The 17644-nt window shown below is 52.8% G+C and carries 18 protein-coding genes; 8 read left to right on the top strand and 10 right to left on the bottom strand.

The features are described 5' to 3' along the window. Nucleotides 1-136: 136 nt before the first annotated feature. A complete protein-coding gene (gene kduI, locus ACGK9R_RS03705) occupies nt 137-973 on the top strand; it encodes a 5-dehydro-4-deoxy-D-glucuronate isomerase (protein WP_394578263.1) in 837 nt (278 codons plus the stop codon). Nucleotides 974-987: 14 nt separating this feature from the next. Beyond that, entirely contained in the window at nt 988-1749 is a 762-nt protein-coding gene (gene kduD, locus ACGK9R_RS03700) for a 2-dehydro-3-deoxy-D-gluconate 5-dehydrogenase KduD (RefSeq protein ID WP_394578261.1), read from the top strand. 56 nt (nt 1750-1805) lie between these two features. Here the strand turns inward: kduD and kdgR are convergent, their stop codons facing one another. Then, nucleotides 1806-2603, bottom strand: coding sequence for a DNA-binding transcriptional regulator KdgR (gene kdgR, locus ACGK9R_RS03695; protein ID WP_394578258.1), 798 nt, complete (start codon nt 2601-2603; stop codon nt 1806-1808). 249 nt (nt 2604-2852) lie between these two features. Here kdgR and ACGK9R_RS03690 point away from each other — a divergent pair, with 249 nt between their 5' ends. The 6 genes from ACGK9R_RS03690 to ACGK9R_RS03665 all read left to right on the top strand — a co-directional run bounded on the left by ACGK9R_RS03690 (nt 2853) and on the right by ACGK9R_RS03665 (nt 8638). Further along, nucleotides 2853-3602, top strand: coding sequence for a hypothetical protein (locus ACGK9R_RS03690; RefSeq protein WP_394578256.1), 750 nt, complete (start codon nt 2853-2855; stop codon nt 3600-3602). A gap of 85 nt (nt 3603-3687) precedes the next feature. Continuing rightward, the gene (locus ACGK9R_RS03685) at nt 3688-4179 is read left to right on the top strand and encodes a TRAP transporter small permease (RefSeq protein WP_394578254.1); all 492 of its coding nucleotides are present in this window, start codon (nt 3688-3690) and stop codon (nt 4177-4179) included. Then, a complete protein-coding gene (locus ACGK9R_RS03680; RefSeq protein ID WP_394578252.1) occupies nt 4176-5474 on the top strand; it encodes a TRAP transporter large permease in 1299 nt (432 codons plus the stop codon). Before ACGK9R_RS03685 ends, ACGK9R_RS03680 begins: the two co-directional genes overlap by 4 nt. A gap of 29 nt (nt 5475-5503) precedes the next feature. Then, nucleotides 5504-6643, top strand: a complete 1140-nt coding sequence (locus ACGK9R_RS03675) for a glycoside hydrolase family 105 protein (RefSeq protein ID WP_394578250.1) — start codon at nt 5504-5506, stop codon at nt 6641-6643. Between the two features lie 51 nt (nt 6644-6694). Continuing rightward, entirely contained in the window at nt 6695-7696 is a 1002-nt protein-coding gene (locus tag ACGK9R_RS03670; RefSeq protein WP_394578248.1) for a TRAP transporter substrate-binding protein, read from the top strand. Nucleotides 7697-7780: 84 nt separating this feature from the next. Continuing rightward, the gene (locus tag ACGK9R_RS03665) at nt 7781-8638 is read left to right on the top strand and encodes a sugar phosphate isomerase/epimerase family protein (RefSeq protein WP_394578246.1); all 858 of its coding nucleotides are present in this window, start codon (nt 7781-7783) and stop codon (nt 8636-8638) included. Between the two features lie 79 nt (nt 8639-8717). On the opposite strand, the gene ACGK9R_RS03660 is transcribed toward ACGK9R_RS03665, so the two are convergent. From ACGK9R_RS03660 to rhmD, 9 genes are all read right to left on the bottom strand, one after another. Continuing rightward, entirely contained in the window at nt 8718-10079 is a 1362-nt protein-coding gene (locus ACGK9R_RS03660; RefSeq protein WP_394578244.1) for a GntP family permease, read from the bottom strand. A 144-nt stretch (nt 10080-10223) separates the two neighbouring features. Beyond that, the gene (locus ACGK9R_RS03655) at nt 10224-10415 is read right to left on the bottom strand and encodes a hypothetical protein (protein ID WP_394578242.1); all 192 of its coding nucleotides are present in this window, start codon (nt 10413-10415) and stop codon (nt 10224-10226) included. Beyond that, on the bottom strand, nt 10415-11938 hold the full coding sequence (locus ACGK9R_RS03650; RefSeq protein WP_394578240.1) for a purine-cytosine permease family protein: 1524 nt from the start codon (nt 11936-11938) through the stop codon (nt 10415-10417). The genes ACGK9R_RS03655 and ACGK9R_RS03650 overlap by 1 nt, the downstream gene beginning before the upstream one ends. Before the next feature lie 27 nt (nt 11939-11965). Next, nucleotides 11966-13402: an aldehyde dehydrogenase gene (gene aldA, locus ACGK9R_RS03645; protein ID WP_394578238.1), complete on the bottom strand. Its 1437-nt coding sequence runs from the start codon at nt 13400-13402 to the stop codon at nt 11966-11968. Between the two features lie 58 nt (nt 13403-13460). Beyond that, nucleotides 13461-14258, bottom strand: coding sequence for an HpcH/HpaI aldolase/citrate lyase family protein (locus tag ACGK9R_RS03640; protein WP_394578236.1), 798 nt, complete (start codon nt 14256-14258; stop codon nt 13461-13463). A 27-nt stretch (nt 14259-14285) separates the two neighbouring features. Continuing rightward, on the bottom strand, nt 14286-15056 hold the full coding sequence (locus ACGK9R_RS03635) for an SDR family NAD(P)-dependent oxidoreductase (protein WP_394578234.1): 771 nt from the start codon (nt 15054-15056) through the stop codon (nt 14286-14288). A 30-nt stretch (nt 15057-15086) separates the two neighbouring features. Further along, on the bottom strand, nt 15087-15971 hold the full coding sequence (locus ACGK9R_RS03630; RefSeq protein ID WP_394578232.1) for an amidohydrolase family protein: 885 nt from the start codon (nt 15969-15971) through the stop codon (nt 15087-15089). Next, nucleotides 15962-16297, bottom strand: a complete 336-nt coding sequence (rhaM, locus tag ACGK9R_RS03625) for an L-rhamnose mutarotase (protein WP_394578230.1) — start codon at nt 16295-16297, stop codon at nt 15962-15964. The genes ACGK9R_RS03630 and rhaM overlap by 10 nt, the downstream gene beginning before the upstream one ends. Nucleotides 16298-16320: 23 nt before the next feature. Further along, entirely contained in the window at nt 16321-17505 is a 1185-nt protein-coding gene (rhmD, locus tag ACGK9R_RS03620) for an L-rhamnonate dehydratase (RefSeq protein ID WP_394578228.1), read from the bottom strand. Nucleotides 17506-17644: the final 139 nt, after the last annotated feature.

Here is a 17644-nt window from a genome sequence, read left to right as displayed (position 1 = left end):
CAATCAATTAAAGAAGCAGCGCCCAATCAGCAGGGTTGCTGCTTTTTTTGTTGTGAGAGCCAAGTTGAAAAAAACATACTCGATGCTATGATGAACCGTCGTTTCTTTTTTTTAAGAACAGCATTTCGGAGAATGTATGGAATTTCGTGAGGCTATTCATAGTGAGCATGCAAAACAGCTGGATACTGAAAGTCTTCGCAACCAGTTTCTTATTGAAAAATTATTTCAAAAGGGCGAACTTACGCTCGTATACAGCCACCTGGACAGATTGATAGTAGGCGGTGCACTGCCGATCGAAAATCCGATCGCCATATCGACCTCTATGTGTCAACACACGGGCACCGACTACTTCCTCGAGCGGCGTGAACTAGGCACCATCAACATTGGGGGACCTGGCAGTATTACCATCGATGGAACACGCTACGAGGTTGCGACCCATGAAGGGGTCTATATCGGCAAAGAGAGTCGTGATGTCCAGTTTGAGAGCGATGATGCTAATAATCCGGCCGCTTTTTATATGTGCTGTACGCCTGCCCATCAGCAATACCCTACCCGGAAAGTAACTCTTGAAGATGCCTCACCGCAAACGCTAGGCATCGCCGCCAACAGCAACGAACGCACCATTTACAAGTATTTCGTACCGGATGTGCTACCTACCTGCCAGCTATTGATGGGCATGACCCGCTTGGAAGAAGGTAGCCTATGGAATACCATGCCCTGCCATACTCATGAGCGCAGGATGGAAGCCTATTTCTATTTCGACATGGCAGATGACAGCGTCGTATTTCATATGATGGGCAAACCTCAGGAAACGCGTCATCTTGTGGTCCGTAATCGTCAGGTTGCGCTTTCGCCCAGCTGGTCGATTCATTCTGGCGTCGGCACCGGTCGCTATACCTTTATCTGGGCCATGGCCGGCGAGAACCAAACGTTCTCCGATATGGATCATATCCCCATGGATGAACTTCGCTAAATCCGGGAGCCCGCATGAGAAATACTCTTTTTGATTTAAGTGGCAAGGTTGCCATCATCACTGGTTGTAATACAGGATTGGGGCAAGGCATGGCGCTTGGTTTGGCTCGCGCAGGTTGTCACATTGTGGGCGTGAACCGACGTTCGCCGGACGACACCCGCCAGCGGGTTGAAGCACTGGGAGTAGAGTTCTTATCCATTCAGGAAGAACTTGGGAGCATCGCTCCTATCCCCTCTATTATAGAGAAGGCAGAGCAGCACTTTGGCCAAACCGACATACTGATCAACAATGCAGGCACCATTCGCCGGGAGAGTGCGCTGGAATTCACTGAAAAGGATTGGGATGAAGTGCTCGATGTCAATCTCAAGAATGTTTTCTTTCTGTCTCAGGCTTTCGCGCGAGCCTGCATTGCAAAAAAGCAGCGCGGTAAAATCATCAACATTGCATCAATGCTCTCCTTTCAGGGTGGCATCCGCGTGCCCTCTTATACTGCGTCCAAAAGCGGCGTGCTGGGTCTGACACGCTTATTGGCAAACGAATGGGCGTCCGAGGGTATCAATGTCAATGCCATTGCACCCGGCTACATGGCCACCAACAACACCGAAGCGCTACGTAAAGACCCGCAGCGAAGCCAAGAAATTCTAGCCCGTATTCCGGCAGGCCAATGGGGTACACCAGACGATCTGGCAGGAGCGGCCGTTTTTCTTGCATCGGATGCCTCGAATTACGTGCAAGGACACACGCTTGCCGTCGATGGAGGATGGCTAGCTCGTTAAATGAGAAAGAGGCGCCAACCTTCTCGTTTGGCGCCTCTATCAAAGCTTTTTCTTTTTCAAGAACGAGAGAATGGGTAATCGTAAAACCCCAGTCCTGAAGAAATTCGCCTCCCTGCGTCAAAAAGCAGCGCCATATACTCGTCGCGTTTTTGCTCGTCATAACGTACTACGGGAAATGATAGGCTCAAGGCAGCAATTGCCTGACCAAACCGATCAAACACCGGAACCGACAAGCATCGAACGCCCAGTTCAGCTTCCTCCCTGTCTTCAGCAACGCCCTCTTGGCGGATGCCGGGTAACTCATCCAGGACCTGCTGTGCACTGGTCAATGTGTACCTTGTTCTTGCAATGAAATGCGTGTTGGCAAGTATCTCCCGCACTCTGTCGTCATCCATCCAGGCAAGCAGTGTCTTGCCCATCGATGTTGAATAAACCGGACTTCGGCGCCCCACCCTGGAATTCATGCACAAATTGAACTGCGAGTCGTATTTGTGTAGGTAGACAATATGCTGGCTATCTTCGTCCAGGGCTCCCAAGTGGATCGCCTCGTGGGTCTGCTCTGAAAGTTTGCGCATCTCAACATTAGCCAATGGAATCAGCTCGACATGCTCAAGGGCCGCCCCACCTAATTCAAAAAGCTTAAAGGTCAGTGCGTACTTCTCCGACTCCTCCTCCTGCGAGACGTAGCCCAGCTCTTTCATGGTCTGCAAAAACCGATAGGCCGTACTTTTCGAGGTAAGCGAACGCTGCGAGAGCTCAGAAAGGCCAATGCTAGGCTGCGCTGCGAGCCCTTCCAGGATTGCAAAAACTTTCATTACCGCAGCCACATTGTCGGGCTTCTGGGAAGCGGCCATATCCTTCAAACCTCGTTTCATTAAAATTGGACTATCGTTCTGAATTTAACGCAAAAATATGGCAATTGCCAGTTCCCAAAGTGAAGCTGAACAAAGAGAGAGTTACCAGAAAGCGACTAAAGTATAAAAGAAACAACGTTTCATTTTTATAGGCACGCTGTTACATTTAACCAGAACCACAGTATCAGTCTTAGGATTACTGATTGTTACCGGTTTGTATTACCTAATAAAATCAACAATGGAGTCGTCATGAGCGCATTTCGCCACTCAGCCCGTTTTTCTCGGGTGGCTGGTTTCACAGCAGCCTGCGCGTTGCTGACACAGAGCCTACCTGTATGGTCTGCCGAGCATATCTTGACCACCAAGCTCGAACACACAACCAATGACCACGCACTTACCTTACCCAAGGTCGCTATTACTCGCATCTTTGAAGATACTTCTTCACTGATGTTCGAGAAATCCTGGTTTTGGCAGAAAGATATCCATGAAAGCGGTTGGCCAAAGCACGATGAAGCGTTCGTTAATTACTCCTTTCCTCGTTTCCAGCTCGATAACGACCGTCGGTGGTCACTGACGCCCCAAGCAGGAGCCAAGTTCAGGTCAAATGTGACACGTGCTTTGGCAGGGGTAAGACTGGGCTACCAGGGCGAAGGCTGGGGGCTGGCCGGCCGTTATCGCTACGAGCATGAAACTACCCATAAAACAGCAGAAGAGGGTCGCGCCGGGCGCATCGACCTTTACGCCACCTATAACATAAGTGATCAATGGATGTTCCTGTACAACCCCCATTATCACTTCAAACACGAAAATAGGTCGCCTGATTTCGGCACCGGGAATCGTGATTACTTCGAGCAGGAATTTCTGGTCTTCAACCAACTCAATGCCAGTAACACGATTTTTGGTGGCTATATAAGGCGAGATCAAAACAGCGATGAGGCTGCCATTGATCCCGGCCAACGCAATAGCTCTTGGCTACTGGGCTATCAATATAAATTTTAAAGATAAGCGCAGGTAGAGTGTTCCACACGATTTAACCGAGCTGGCAAGCTCTACCACTATTTCCTCGTAAAGTAGGGTAAACGCGATGTTGAGAATACATGCCGCTATGGATTTCGCCTTGAAATATTTATGCTGCCTTCTGTTCATAAGCATGGTGGGCGTGGCCAGCTGGCAAGTAATCGCACGCTACTTACTCAATAACCCCAGCACTATTTCTGAAGCCTTACTGAGATTCTCATTGGTATGGCTTTCTATGCTGGCTATTGCCTATGTAGTTGGGCAAAGAGAGCACGTTAGCTTGACGCTATTAACCGACCGCCTTACTGGTCGGTGGAAAATCATTTCGAGCGTGCTGATGGAAGTACTTTTCATATTATTCGCCGCCATCGTGCTTATTTATGGCGGAGTCAAGGCGACCAGCAATAGCATGGCGCAGATGTACCCTCTTCTTGGCATTGCCAAGGGGTACTTATATCTATCTCTTCCCGTTTCGGGCGCATTGATCATCATTTACTGTCTTAATAACTGTGCCCTCCTCATCAAGAAAAAGGTTCCTTCCAGGAGTGTCACACCATGATGCTGGATGCCGGTCTTTTATTAATCGTGACGTTTTTTGTTCTACTCGTCATCGGTGCACCTATTGGGATTTGTATCGCCGTTTCATCGATGGCAACGATCCTGATGGCGCTGCCAATTGAAATCGCTATTTTCACTACGGCGCAGAAGATGGTATCGAGCCTGGATAGCTTTACGCTACTTGCCATTCCCTTTTTCATCCTGTCAGGTGTCTTGATGAATCATGGAGGGATTGCATTACGCCTGGTCAATTTTGCCAAATTGTTCAGCGGTAGAATCCCGGGCTCTCTGGCTCATACAAACATCGTTGGCAATATGATGTTCGGCGCCATTTCAGGCTCAGCGATTGCCGCTTCAACCTCGATTGGAGGTGTCATGGTGCCCATGAGCGAAAAGGAAGGCTATAGCCGGCCTTTCGCGGCAGCGGCGAACATTGCCTCGGCCCCTACCGGTATGCTCATTCCTCCCACCACGGCGTTTATTCTTTATGCATTGGCCAGTGGCGGCACCTCCATTTCCGCACTCTTCGCCGGTGGGCTAATTGCGGGTAGCTTATGGGGGATAGGCTGTATGCTCGTCGCCTATTTGACGGCGAAGGCTCGAGGTTATACAACCAAAATCAATTTACATAACGCGTCGGTCAGAAAAGTCATCGCACAGGCACTGCCCAGTTTATTGCTGATTGTCGTTATTATCGGTGGCATCGTCCTGGGGGTCTTCACCGCCGTTGAAGCCTCAGCTATTTCCGTGCTTTACACCATGCTGCTGACTATTGGGGTCTATCGGACCATTAATCTTGCCGCGTTCAAGGCATCCTTGATAAAAGCCCTGGAGACCACCGGCGTCATCATGTTCTTGCTGGCCGCTTCTGCCGCCATGTCATTTGCGATGTCAATCACGGGACTGCCCGCTGCATTAAGTAGCGCCATCCTGGGTATTTCGGATAATCCAGTCATCGTCTTGCTCGTCATAACCCTGATGCTACTGATCATTGGATGTTTCATGGATATTGGTCCGGCCATATTGATCTTTACCCCCATACTGCTCCCCATTACCAATATGATCGGTATCGATCCCGTCCATTTTGGCATCATCATGGTATTCAACCTTTGTATCGGCACCATCACACCGCCGGTAGGCACCGGACTGTTTGTAGGTGCCGGCATCGCCAAGGAGAAGGTAGAAAACTTGCTACTCCCACTGCTCCCATTCTATTTCGTCATCATGGCAACGCTTTTGTTAATTACTTACGTGCCTCAAATTACCCTTTTTCTGCCCAGACTCATGGGGCTTTAGCGTCATTTTTTTATCAGGAGGCTTGAACATTGAAAGTATTCGAAGTAAAGCACAGCGACTTATTGAGAAAAAAAGAGAAATTCATTGAACGTCAGGAATTGATAGCGCTTATAAAAAGTAATATTAACAACCTGATTAACATTAAAGATAAGACCGGTGAATATCTACTGCATCTGGATGATGGCCGAACGATAGATACCAAGGGCTGGGCTGGTTGGGAGTGGACCCATGGGATCGGACTATATGGCATCTACAAGTACTACGAACAGACAGCAGATAAAGAGGCGCTCTCCATCATCGATCAGTGGTTCGAAGATCGTTTCAAGGAGCCTCTGGCAACCAAGAATGTCAATACCGTCTGCCCGTTTTTAACACTCGCTTATCGTTACGAAGAGACAGGCCATAAACCGTGGCTACCGTATCTCCAGGCGTGGGCCGAGTGGGTGATGCACGACATGCCCCGTACCGAGAAAGGGGGGCTCCAGCACATCGTTTACAACAATGAGAACCATCAGCAGCTGTGGGACGATACGCTAATGATGAGTGTGATGCCGCTCGTCAAGATTGGCCAGCTTCTGGACAGACCCGACTATATTGAAGAAGCAAAATATCAATTCTTGCTTCATATCCAGTACTTGATGGATAAGCACACCGGTGTCTGGTTCCACGGATGGACATTCGAAGGCAGGCACAATTACGCCAATGCTCTCTGGGCCCGGGGTAACAGCTGGCTGACCATCGTGATACCCGATTTTCTCGAACTTCTTGATCTACCCGTGCACGATGCCTTTCGCCGCCACTTGATTCAAGTGCTTGAATCCCAAGTAGAAGCCTTGGCCCGGTGGCAATCGGACTCTGGTCTTTGGCATACCGTATTGAACGACGAGACGTCCTATCTGGAAGCCTCGGCAACCGCTGGATTTGCCTATGGGTTACTGAAGGCCGTGCGCCTGCGCTATATCGATACCAGCTACGCCCCTATCGCGGAAAAAGCCGTGAAAGGTGTTATCAGCAATATCAACTCAGAAGGTGAGCTGGAACAAGTCTCCTTTGGAACAGCAATGGGAGATACCCTCGACTTTTACAAGGAGATCCCACTGACCTCAATGCCTTATGGGCAAGCGATGTCGATACTATGCCTCTCTGAATACATGCGTACATACCTGTAGTTCTTCTTTAAACGTTTAATCCAACACCAACAATAGCTATTGGAGCCACTCATGATCGCATCACGCACATCTAAAACAATTTTGACTGCGACGATCTCTCTTTTCGCCTTGGCATCTACAGCCGCTCAAGCTGAACAGAATATAAACCTGAGGTTGGCCTACGCGCAAAACTCTCAGCCGGTTAAAGATGCGCTTGATCTTTTTGGAGAGCTTGTCGAGGAGAAAACCAACGGTTCAGTTACCGTATCCTATTTTCCGGATAGCCAGCTAGGTGGAGAAAGCGAGCTCGTCGAACTACTCCAGGCCGGTGCCATCGACATGACCAAGGTATCAGGTGGATTGATGGGCAGCTTTTCACCCCTTTATGATGTTTTTTCAATGCCTTATCTGTTCGATGATGAAGAGCATTTCTATAGAGTCATGAACGATCCAGACATTATGGATGACGTTTATGCATCAACCGAAGATCAGGGATTTGTCGGCGTGGGCTGGTACGACTCTGGACAGCGCAATTTTTATACGACCGGTACGCCTATCGAACGGGTCGAGGATCTGGCGGGTAAGAAGATCCGTGTCATGCAAAGCCAAACTGCTATCGATACGATGAGGCTTCTTGGTGTATCGCCCGTGGTAATGGCACAGGAAGAAGTCTATACCTCCTTGCAACAAGGAGTGCTGGACGGCGCCGAAAATAATGAGTTCGCGCTCACGGCTGCACGACATGGCGAGGTCGTCGATTTCTATACGCTGGATGGCCATACCCGTATACCGGATATCATTTTGATAAGCAACCGTACACTGAACGCGTTATCAGATGATCAACGAGAGGCGGTTATGGCAGCGATAGATGAGTCCACCGAGTCTCAGGTGATTCATTGGCGTGAAGCTATCGCAAACGCGAGAACCCAAATCCAGGAAGAGTTCGGTGTTGCAATCAATGAAGTCGATACCGCTCCTTTCCAGGAAGCTGTGCAGCCAATTTACGAAGCACTAGAGAGCACGCCTGAAGAGTACGCTATTTATCAAAAGATCAAAGCCGTGAACACCCCCTAACGCTATGTTCGGCAGGGCGAAGCCAATGCAAAGAGGCCATGCCCTGCTGCTCTCGTGACTTTTTCTATTTCTTGTGGAGACGTTATGAATATTGGCATTAGAGCCCACGACCTACCCAAGCAGCCATTGAATGATCTTGTCGATACGCTTTCTGCACGGCAGTTGAATACCGTCCAGCTTGCTTTGGGTAAATCCTTCGATCTGACTCCCGAGCCCGGTTTCATCACGCCGGGCTTGGCCAGCCATATTCGACGCTCATTTAGTAGTGAAGGGCTAAGAATTGCGGTGCTGGGCTGCTACGTGAATATCATTCATCCCGACCGGCAGCAGCGCAAACAAGCACTGTCGCTTTTCAAGGAGCATCTCAAGTACGCCAGGGATTTTGGCTGCAGTATCGTTGGCACCGAAACCGGCAACGTTAACGCAAAGATTGTGTATACCGAAGAGAATTTCACCGAATCGGCGTTCAGCGAGATGGTCGAAAGCGTTCAGGAACTCGTTCAGGAAGCAGAAAAATTTGGCGTTATCGTGGGCATAGAGCCAGGCGTCAATCACCCTCTTCATAGCGCTGACAAAGTACGTCGTCTGATAGAGGCCGTACCTTCTAACAATCTTCAGATAATTTTCGATCCTGTCAATTTACTGACAAGCGATAACTATCGTGATCAGGAAGCTGTTCTGGAAACGGCCATCCAACAGTGGGGCGACAAGGTTGCCGTTCTTCACGCCAAGGACTTCATCATCGAAGATGGAAAACTGGTATTTGTTCCTCTTGGTCAAGGCTGGCTCGATTATCAACTGGTATTCGACCAGCTCATCGATAAGAAACCCTATATCGATATCATCATGGATGAAATCGAGGCCGAGGATATAGAGGCCGGCTTTACCTTCATCAGGTCATTGGTTAAAGGCAGCTCCATCATCAGTAATCGTCCACACTGATGGAAGATATCGCGGCGGTGCGCCGTTGCACTGCACGCACCGCCGCTTTAACCGCCTAAAGCAAACTTCGGGCAATGGGTCAATTCCAGATCAATACCCCGAAGATCGTCAGCAGCAAGATCGTTAATGACACCATGGCTTCACCCAGCGTGTAGGTCTTGAATCCACCACGCACGGTAAATCGAGCAAGCTGAGTGGTAATCCAGAAGCCGCTATCGTTCACATGGCCAATGCTGATACCGCCCGCCAGCGCTGCCAAGGCAATCCACAGGGGCTCTACCACGCCGGTAGAGGCTGCCCCTGCCATAATGGTCATGGCGGTGATACCGGCCACGGTACCAGAGCCTTGGGCAATACGAAAAATTGCCGCCAGGGAGTAGGTCAACAGCACCATGCCCAAGGCGGACTGAGTATCGCGAAATAGTTGATCAACGAGCATTTCGCCAATTTGCGTTTCCTTGATCACCGCTCCCAAAGAGCCACCCGCGCCGGTGACGAGCAGAACCAGGCCCGCCGTTTGCAAACCTTTCGATGCCGACACATCGCAACGATCTCGAGACATCAATGGAATGGCAATGGCGTAAGCCGCTATGGCCCCAAGCATCAAGGCCACGATTCGGTCGCTCACAAAAGCGACGAATCCCGGCAATTCCGTACCACCGAGCACGCCGATTTGCTGCCCGTAATCGTACAGTGTACCGCTCAGGATGAGCAGGATCGGAATGGCAATGGGCGCCAACGCCTGCCACAGCGGCATATCGGGTAGTTCGGGAGATGCTGTAGCGCTCTCCTCCTCATCGATCTCATTGATTGCGAGCTCATCCTTGGCGGCATTCCAGATACCGGCATCGAGCAGCATGAAGTAGAGCTTCATGACAATCAATGCGGTAATGAGCCCGACGGTCAAGCCAGCAAAGGTCATAATGCCTATATCAAAACCAAGAATGGAGGCAGCCGCCAACGGGTTGGGGGTAGGCGGCACGATGGTGTGCGAGGTAGCTGCGCCAATGACCAGCGCACCAATGGCGTAAGGCAGTGGCTTTCCAAGAGTTTTAGCCAAGGCTACGCCGAGAGGCACGAGTATTACGAACGTGACATCGAAAAACACCGGGATCGACAACAGAAACCCGGTCAACCCTAACGCGTATAACCCGGCACCTTTGGGCGCACTATCGACCAGCCGGTAGGCAATTTTATGCGCAGCCCCTGAATCGCTCATGAGCTGACCAATGATGACGCCAAAACCAATCGGCAGCCCGATAGCCGTCATGATATTACCAAAACCCGCGCCAATGGCGTCGACGGTTCCCGTCATCCCAAGGCCCATGGATAACCCAAGATAGAGGCAACCCACTACCAGACTAATGGCAGCATTTAATTTCACATAAAGAATGAGCAGCAGTATCAACAAGATCGCTACCGCAAGGTGCAATACTTCCATGGCGTGTTCTCCACTATTATCATATTTATAAGCCAAAAAGTAACTTGCGCATCAAGGCTCACCTTGCGCGCAAGTTATAGCCAATTATCTTTACTGCTTTCAAAGGCTGGATTAAACCTTTATTAATATTGGATTACCTATTGATTATAGGTTTGCGGCAGTCGATTCTCCCTCTCTTTTCATCCATAGAGGGGTTATGACGAACCAAAGCGCGGTCACAGCAAGAATGGCTCCTTTCATGGTTGATTCACTGACCACATCGAACAAATAGGCCAGCGGTAAAAGTACTATCAGCACCAGCATCAGAAGCGAAATACCTTGGAGCAGTTTACGCATCAGCTTGTCTCCAGCGTTGGTGAAGAAGGTGCTGCCGAAGGGTCGACTCGCTTGCGCTGGGCAATGAAGCTGAGCAGAGCAAACAGTCCAGCGGCAATGAACCAGCCTGGCAGAGCCACAAAGAAGATTTCGATACCAGCGAACTGCACCATGAACAGGCAGATAGCCAGCGTGATCAACCATGTGGCTATCACAGGTAGTGTGAACTGCTGCCCGGTATACTCGGCATAGAAACTCTTCAGACCCAGTTTGGGCAATACCCAGTAATCAATGAAGATCATCGCTCCCACTGGCATGAGCAGCAGACCATATAGCGCAACGAAGTCCAGTAGCTGCATCGCCACCCCCGGGAACAGCGCCACTGTGGTGGTCAGAATCCCCGTACCAATGGTCACCTTGAAGCGCGACACATTGGGAACGATCGCTTGAAAGGCGAGACCCGCGCGATAGATGGTTGGGTTGGCGGTCGTCCAGCCGGCAATGATGACGCAGATCAGCCCGGCGATTCCCAGTGCCTGGTCGGCCAGCGGCCCGGGCAACGGGGTGGGTATCTGCCCTGCTTCCGAGGCGGCAATCACGGCGGCTTCACTGGTGAGTCCAGCATCGTACATCTGAAAAGCAAACAGCATGGAGGCAGCCAGCCATGCCATGAAGTGGCCCACGTACATGCCCGCGGCCGATGCAATGCTGTACCAGCTCTTGCGTGCAAACCGGAGCACTGTCAAATCGGACATCCCTACGTGCATGGCCATATTAGCGAACCAGGCAAAGAAGATGACGTGCCAAATCGAGAAGCTGGGCTGCCCGGGTACTTCCACGCCGGTCCATATCGCGGTATCCGCCAGCGTCCAGAGATCGCTCAACGAGCTGGCTTCGGCACCCGTTGCATCGATGAACCACTTGAGTGACACGATACCGAAGCCCAGAAACATCAGTACCATCCAAGGCGCCGCGATATTGGCAAACCAGGAAACAAAGCGGTAACCATACGCCGCGACAACGGTGATGACGACACCGACACCGATGACGCTCAACACCCATCCAAGGCTATTGGGCAGCAGATCTGACAGCGTCGGCAAGGGGAACCCGAACCACACGCCGACGGCGGTCGCCGAAATCGTGATCATCGCGCCCGCAAGAAAGCAGAATGACACGCCGTTAGCCAGGTTGTAGAGAATGACCGTATGACGACCGGCAATCTTTTCGAGATGGCGATAAAGCGTCAGCCGAACCCGCGTGCCGATAGGCGCCGTCAAGAACAGCCAGCTCAGTACCGCCAGCAAATTACCGACCAATAACCCGATCACGACATCAAAGGCCGCCACGCCGGCCAATACGAACAAGGGACCGATCATCAGCTCGGTGCCCGCCGCATGTTCACCGGCATACATGCCGATGAAGCTCTTGAAGCCGAGCCGCGCCTTGGTAGGCACCGGCGTACGTTCGTATTCGCCACTCGTTACTTCTCCGCCTACCACACCAGACGTGTCTTGAGTGGCAGAGGAGTCGCTTGTATGACTCATGGCAAGATACCTCGATTGGATGATTGATCAGGTTTCCAGGTACACCACGTGACTGTGGGTATACTCGTACAAGCCATGTTTACCATCCGCCCCGCCGATGCCGGATTTGCGTACCCCGGCGTGGAAGCCCTGCATGGCTTCGAAGTTTTCGCGGTTGATGTAGGTTTCGCCAAAGTCCAGCTCACGCGCCGCCTGCATGGCGCTATTGAGGCTGCGAGTATAGATCGAAGAGGTCAAGCCATATTCGCAGTCATTGGCAAGCGCAATGGCCTCATCGAGGGTATCGACTATTTGTATCGGCAAGACGGGGCCAAAGATCTCCTTGCGCATGATTTCCATATCTTGCCGGCAGTTGGAAAGCACCGTTGGCTGGTAGTGAAAACCAGTGCCGAGATCCGCGATGCGCCCCCCCGTGACCAGCTCAGCCCCTTCACGACGCGCGGTCTCGACCATCTGCGCGACCTTATCCAGCCCTGCCTGGTTGATCATGGGCCCCATTTCGACATCGCTATCGGCTAGCGGGTCGCCATAGCGAGTGGCTTCCATTGCCTTGGCCATACGCGCGATGAAATCATCAGCCACGCCACGCTGCACGTAAACACGCTCGGCGCAGTTGCATACCTGCCCCGTATTGATGATCCGCGAGCCGCGAATGGCGTTCACGGCCAGATCGAGATCGGCATCATCGAGCACGATAGAGGGAGCCTTACCACCCAGCTCCAGGTTGAGCTTGGTAATATTGTTCGCGGCGTTGGCCATGATGCGCGTTCCCGTCTCAACGCTACCAGTAAAGCTGATCATGTCGACCTGGGCGCTGGCGGTAAGCGCATTGCCCGTCTCTATGCCCGTCCCGCTCACGACGTTGAACACTCCACGAGGGAAGCCTACCTCGTCGAAAAGCCGAGCGAATTCGAAGCAGTTGTTTGGCGTCTCTTCGCTTGGTTTGATGACGATGGTATTACCCGTGATCAAGGCAGGTGCCATTTTGCGTGCGATGAGAAAAAACGGAAAGTTCCAGGGTAGGATGCCTGCCACCACCCCCAAGGGCTTTCGGAACAGAAAGATGTTTTCCTTGGGTCGATCGCTTTGGATGATTTCACCCTCGATGCGACGTCCCCACTCGGCCATGTAATCCAGATAATCAGCGGTAAAGTTGACCTCAACTTCCGCCAGCCCGCTTATTTTACCCTGCTCGGCAGTGATCGTTCGTGCCAGTTGGGCAACGTTATCGCGCAGTTTGTCAGCCAGCCGATGCAAAAAAGCCGCCCGCTCGACGGCCGGTGTCGCGGCCCACTGCTTTTGCGCACTGCGCGCAGCGTCAAGCGCTCGATCGACATCGCCAGCACTCGAAGCGGGCACTCGAGACAGCACCTCATTCGTGGCTGGGTTACGTACCTCGAGATGCTGCGAAACGGGTTCGAAAGCACCGTTAACATAGTTCTGGTAGGTGGTTGGCTGTGACATCGTCATGCTCCTGTTATCGTTATGGATTGCGGCAACGAAGCCGCTTTACATCAGTGCCTCAATACGTGCTCGAAACTTCATGAGTAGATGACTGCTTGTAGCGGGCTACCGTCGATTGGGCCCCCTGACGCAACAAACTGATGTCGATACCCACCGCAATGAAATGACAGCCCAGCGCTTCATAGCGACGGGCGTCCTCTTCAAGCGGAGCGAGAATACCGACTGGCTTGCCCGCCTCTTTAGCCACTTTGATCACCGTCTCGATGGCCTCTTGCACTTCGGGGTGGCCAGGGTTGCCCGGATGCCCCATCCCCACCGATAAATCGGCCGGTCCGATGAACACCGCATCGACCCCATCAGTGTTGGCGATCGCCTCGGCACACTCGACTCCCTTTGGCGACTCCACCTGCACGATCAAACAGAGCGATTCATGCGCCTTCGCTAAATAGTCGTCCACACCATCCCAACGCGTTGCCCGTACCAATCCACCGCCTACACCGCGAACGCCTTGGGGAGGGTAGCGGGTCGCCCGCACCAATGCCGCCGCCTGATCGGCACTTTCGACCATGGGGACCATGAGCGTCTGAGCGCCAATGTCGAGCAATTGCTTGATCAACGCCGGATCCTGGTTGACGCATCGCACTACCGGTGCACTCGGGTAAGGCATCACCGCCTGTAACTGAGCCAGAATAGTAGGCACTGTATTGGGTGCATGCTCACCATCGATGAGCAGCCAGTCAAAACCGGTTCCCGCGACGATTTCTGCCGCATACCCTGTCGCAAAACCGGCCCAGCACCCCCATTGAGTCGAGTCACTCGTCAGCGCGTTCTTGAACTCATTAACGGGCATCTGCATACGTTTGCCTCCTGAAGATAAGAACAATTACTGCAAATTGACGTACATGCCGCCATCCACCAGCAGCGATGCGCCGGTGACGTACTGCGCCATATCGGAGGCCAAAAAGACCAGCGGCCCAGCCAAATCCTCAGGGCGCCCCAAGCGGCCAAGAGGCGTGCGACCAGCCATGTAGTCGCGCTTTTCCTGGTCGGCAAGGTCTTCCTTATTGATATCGGTTTCGATAGTGCCGGGGAGAAGCGCATTGCAGCGAATACCATATGGCCCTAGGGCCACCGCACAGGATTGCATCAACGAAAGAAGACCCGCCTTGGTCGGCGTGTAGTGCGTCTGCATACCGCCCCCCACGAGCGCGCTGATAGAGCTCACCGCGATGATGGCCCCACCTCGGCCTTGACGTTTCATCTGATTGGCTGCCGCTTGAACAGCAAAAAAGGCACCGTTGAGGTTCGTGTTCACCGTGTCTAGGTAGGTCTGGCGGGGCATATCCAGAAAACTATGGAAAGGACAGATACCCGCGTTATTGACGAAGACATCGACTCCGCCAAACTGCTCGACGGCCGCATCGACCAATAGCTGCCCTGTATCCGGGTCTTCTGCGGGCGCCCCCACCGCGACGGCGCGACGATCCAGTGCTTCTATCTTCTGAATCAGCTCGTCTACCGCAGCGCGGCTGGAAGGGCTACCGCTATAACCGATGACGACATTGGCGCCCTGGCGCGCGCACTCGATAGCGGCAGCATGGCCGATACCCCGAGAGGCTCCGGTAATGATGACGCTCTTGTCTGCCAGTAACATGCACACCTCCTTAAAACGGATGAATCAGGTTCAAATACGGTAGATACGTCGAGCATTGCTTACGAAGAGCGCTTGCTGCTCAGCGGGGCTTGCATCGGCGATGATCTGTGAATAGGCGTGCCAGATATCCGCATACCGAGCATAAAGCCCGTCAACAGGATAGTTGGACGCGAACAGACAGCGCTCGACGCCAAACGCATCTATTGCTTCCATAATCAGCGGACGGATGCTGCCAAGACTCCATTGATGGTCGAGCATGCCAAAACCACTCAGCTTGGACGCAATGTTGGGCTGGCAAGCCAGCGCTCGCATACCATCACGCCACTCACGCCAGCCGCGCACGCCTTGACGGTCCACGTACATCCCGGCGTGATTGAGCACGAACTGAATATCGGGGTGGCGCGCAGCCAAAGAGGCGGCCTGAACCATTTGTGAAGGATAGATTTGAAGATCGAACGAGAGCTGCAGCGGCGCCAGCCGAGCCAGATTCTGCTGCCAAAGCGTCTCTTTCATGTAGTGGCGCCCGACGTAATCGTAAAGCGGGTTCTGATGCACGTTGAGGATCTGGCGTACCCCGCGTACAGCACTGGAGAGCGCGCATTGCGCTTCGAGCCTGGCCGGCGCCTCCGGCTGCGATAGATCCACCCCCACTACCATTGCCGCGTTCAACGCAGAATGCTCGGCAAGCGTGCGAGTCAACCACTGAGTTTCTGCCACGGGATCTTCGGCATCCGCCTCTACGTGAACCAGCCCCACCAGTTCGATGTCATCGAGCTGTTCAAGTAGCTCTGGCGGCCCGAAGTCACGCGCCATGGGGGTGTAATCGCCCAACAGGTTTGGTGTGGGGTTCTCAAGCCATGGCTGATTACCCTGATCAAGTGCCCAAAAATGAAGATGCGGATCGACTACTTGCATGCGGTCTCTCCCGACAAGAAAGTGAAGACTTCCTCGAGAGGGATGCTGACCGGCGAATTATCGGCGGCGGAATCCATGATATCGGCCATATACGCCCACCAGCGCTTCATAACGGGCAAGGCCGATAGCTGATCGACGCTGTGCGCCTCACGAAGGTACATGATGGCGAATAGGTGCAGGCTTCGAGGGTCAAGAAAAATTCGGTACTCTTCGATGCCGGCATCGGCTAGCGCCGTTGCAAGCTCTGGCCACAGCTCATCATGCCGGCGCCGGTACTCGTCTTCCTGACCCGCGTGAAGTGTCATACGCAGCGCTTGAATGGGCATAAAACAACTCCTTGACGACCTGCTCAGTGGGTATAGGGGCGCGCCAGCTCGCAGTCGGGGTTCAAACGCACCCCAAACCCTGGTTTGTCCAGCTTGGAGGCGGGCATACGTCCGTTCTCGGGTACAGGTTCATCCAGCAACAGCGGATTAAACATGGGAACGACCTCGTCAGCCTTGGGCGCCATCATCAAGAACTCAGCGAACGGACTGTTATGACGTGTGATCACGAAATGGTAGCTGTAGACGGAAGAGCCATGGGGCACGACGAGCTTGTTATGCGCATCGGCAAGCGCTGAAATCTTGATCAACTCGGTAATCCCACCGCACCAGCCCACATCGGGTTGAATGATGTCGCAGCACTCCATTTCAAGCAGCATGCGAAACCCCCACCGGGTCGCTTCGTGCTCACCGGTATTAACCAACATGCCTTTCGGAACATCGCGCTTGAGCTGCGCGTAGCCCCAATAGTCATCGGGCGGCAGGGCCTCCTCGATCCACTTGAGCCCATACTCCTTGGCCCCCTGCGCCAATCGCGTGGCATAGTTGATATCCAGGCTCATCCAGCAGTCATACATCAACCAGAAGTCATCGCCCACGGCGCTACGCATGCTGGCCAGATGCTCGAGGTTTTTCTTGAGACCTTCTTCACCTTCTGCAGGGCCATGCACCAGCGGCATCTTACCGCCGATAAAGCCCATATCCTTGGCCAGATCCGGACGGGCCCCAGTCGCGTAAAAGACCAGCTCGTCGCGCACCGGGCCACCCAGCAGTTGATGTACCGGCAACTGGCGGACCTTGCCCAACAGATCCCACAGGGCCAGGTCCACGCAAGAGATCGTATTGATCACCACGCCTTTGCGACCGTAATAGAGCGTGGCATTGAACATCTGATCCCAGATCTTCTCTATCTCGCCTACCTGCTTGCCCTCAATAAAGCGCGCCAGGTGCTTTTCGACGATCCAGGCACCGATTTCGCCGCCCGTCGTCACGGCGAATCCGACCGTGCCATCGTTGGCCTCGACTTCAACTACCAGCGTTCCCAAAACATTGAGGCCGAAACTACTGCGCGTCATGCGGTATTCCGGATACTTGCTCATCGGTGTGGCGATTTGCGAATCGATCCAGTGTCCATCCGCTTGATCATGATAATCCGCACCGCCGCCGCGAACGGTATAGGCACGCACCTGCTTGATAGTGATATCGCTCATGGATGTTCCTTTTGTTTCTCAACGTCACGGTCTGCTGAATAACGTTGTATATAAAAAGAGAACTTCTCGACCAATGCTTATCAAGCCTTGTGTGATACCTTTTACTTATCAACAAAGCTGAGAGCCGTAACCATGGCGC

Source organism: Halomonas sp. HNIBRBA4712, from assembly GCF_043558675.1.
Classification (GTDB): domain Bacteria; phylum Pseudomonadota; class Gammaproteobacteria; order Pseudomonadales; family Halomonadaceae; genus Vreelandella.
This window is presented reverse-complemented; position numbering and strand designations above follow the sequence as displayed.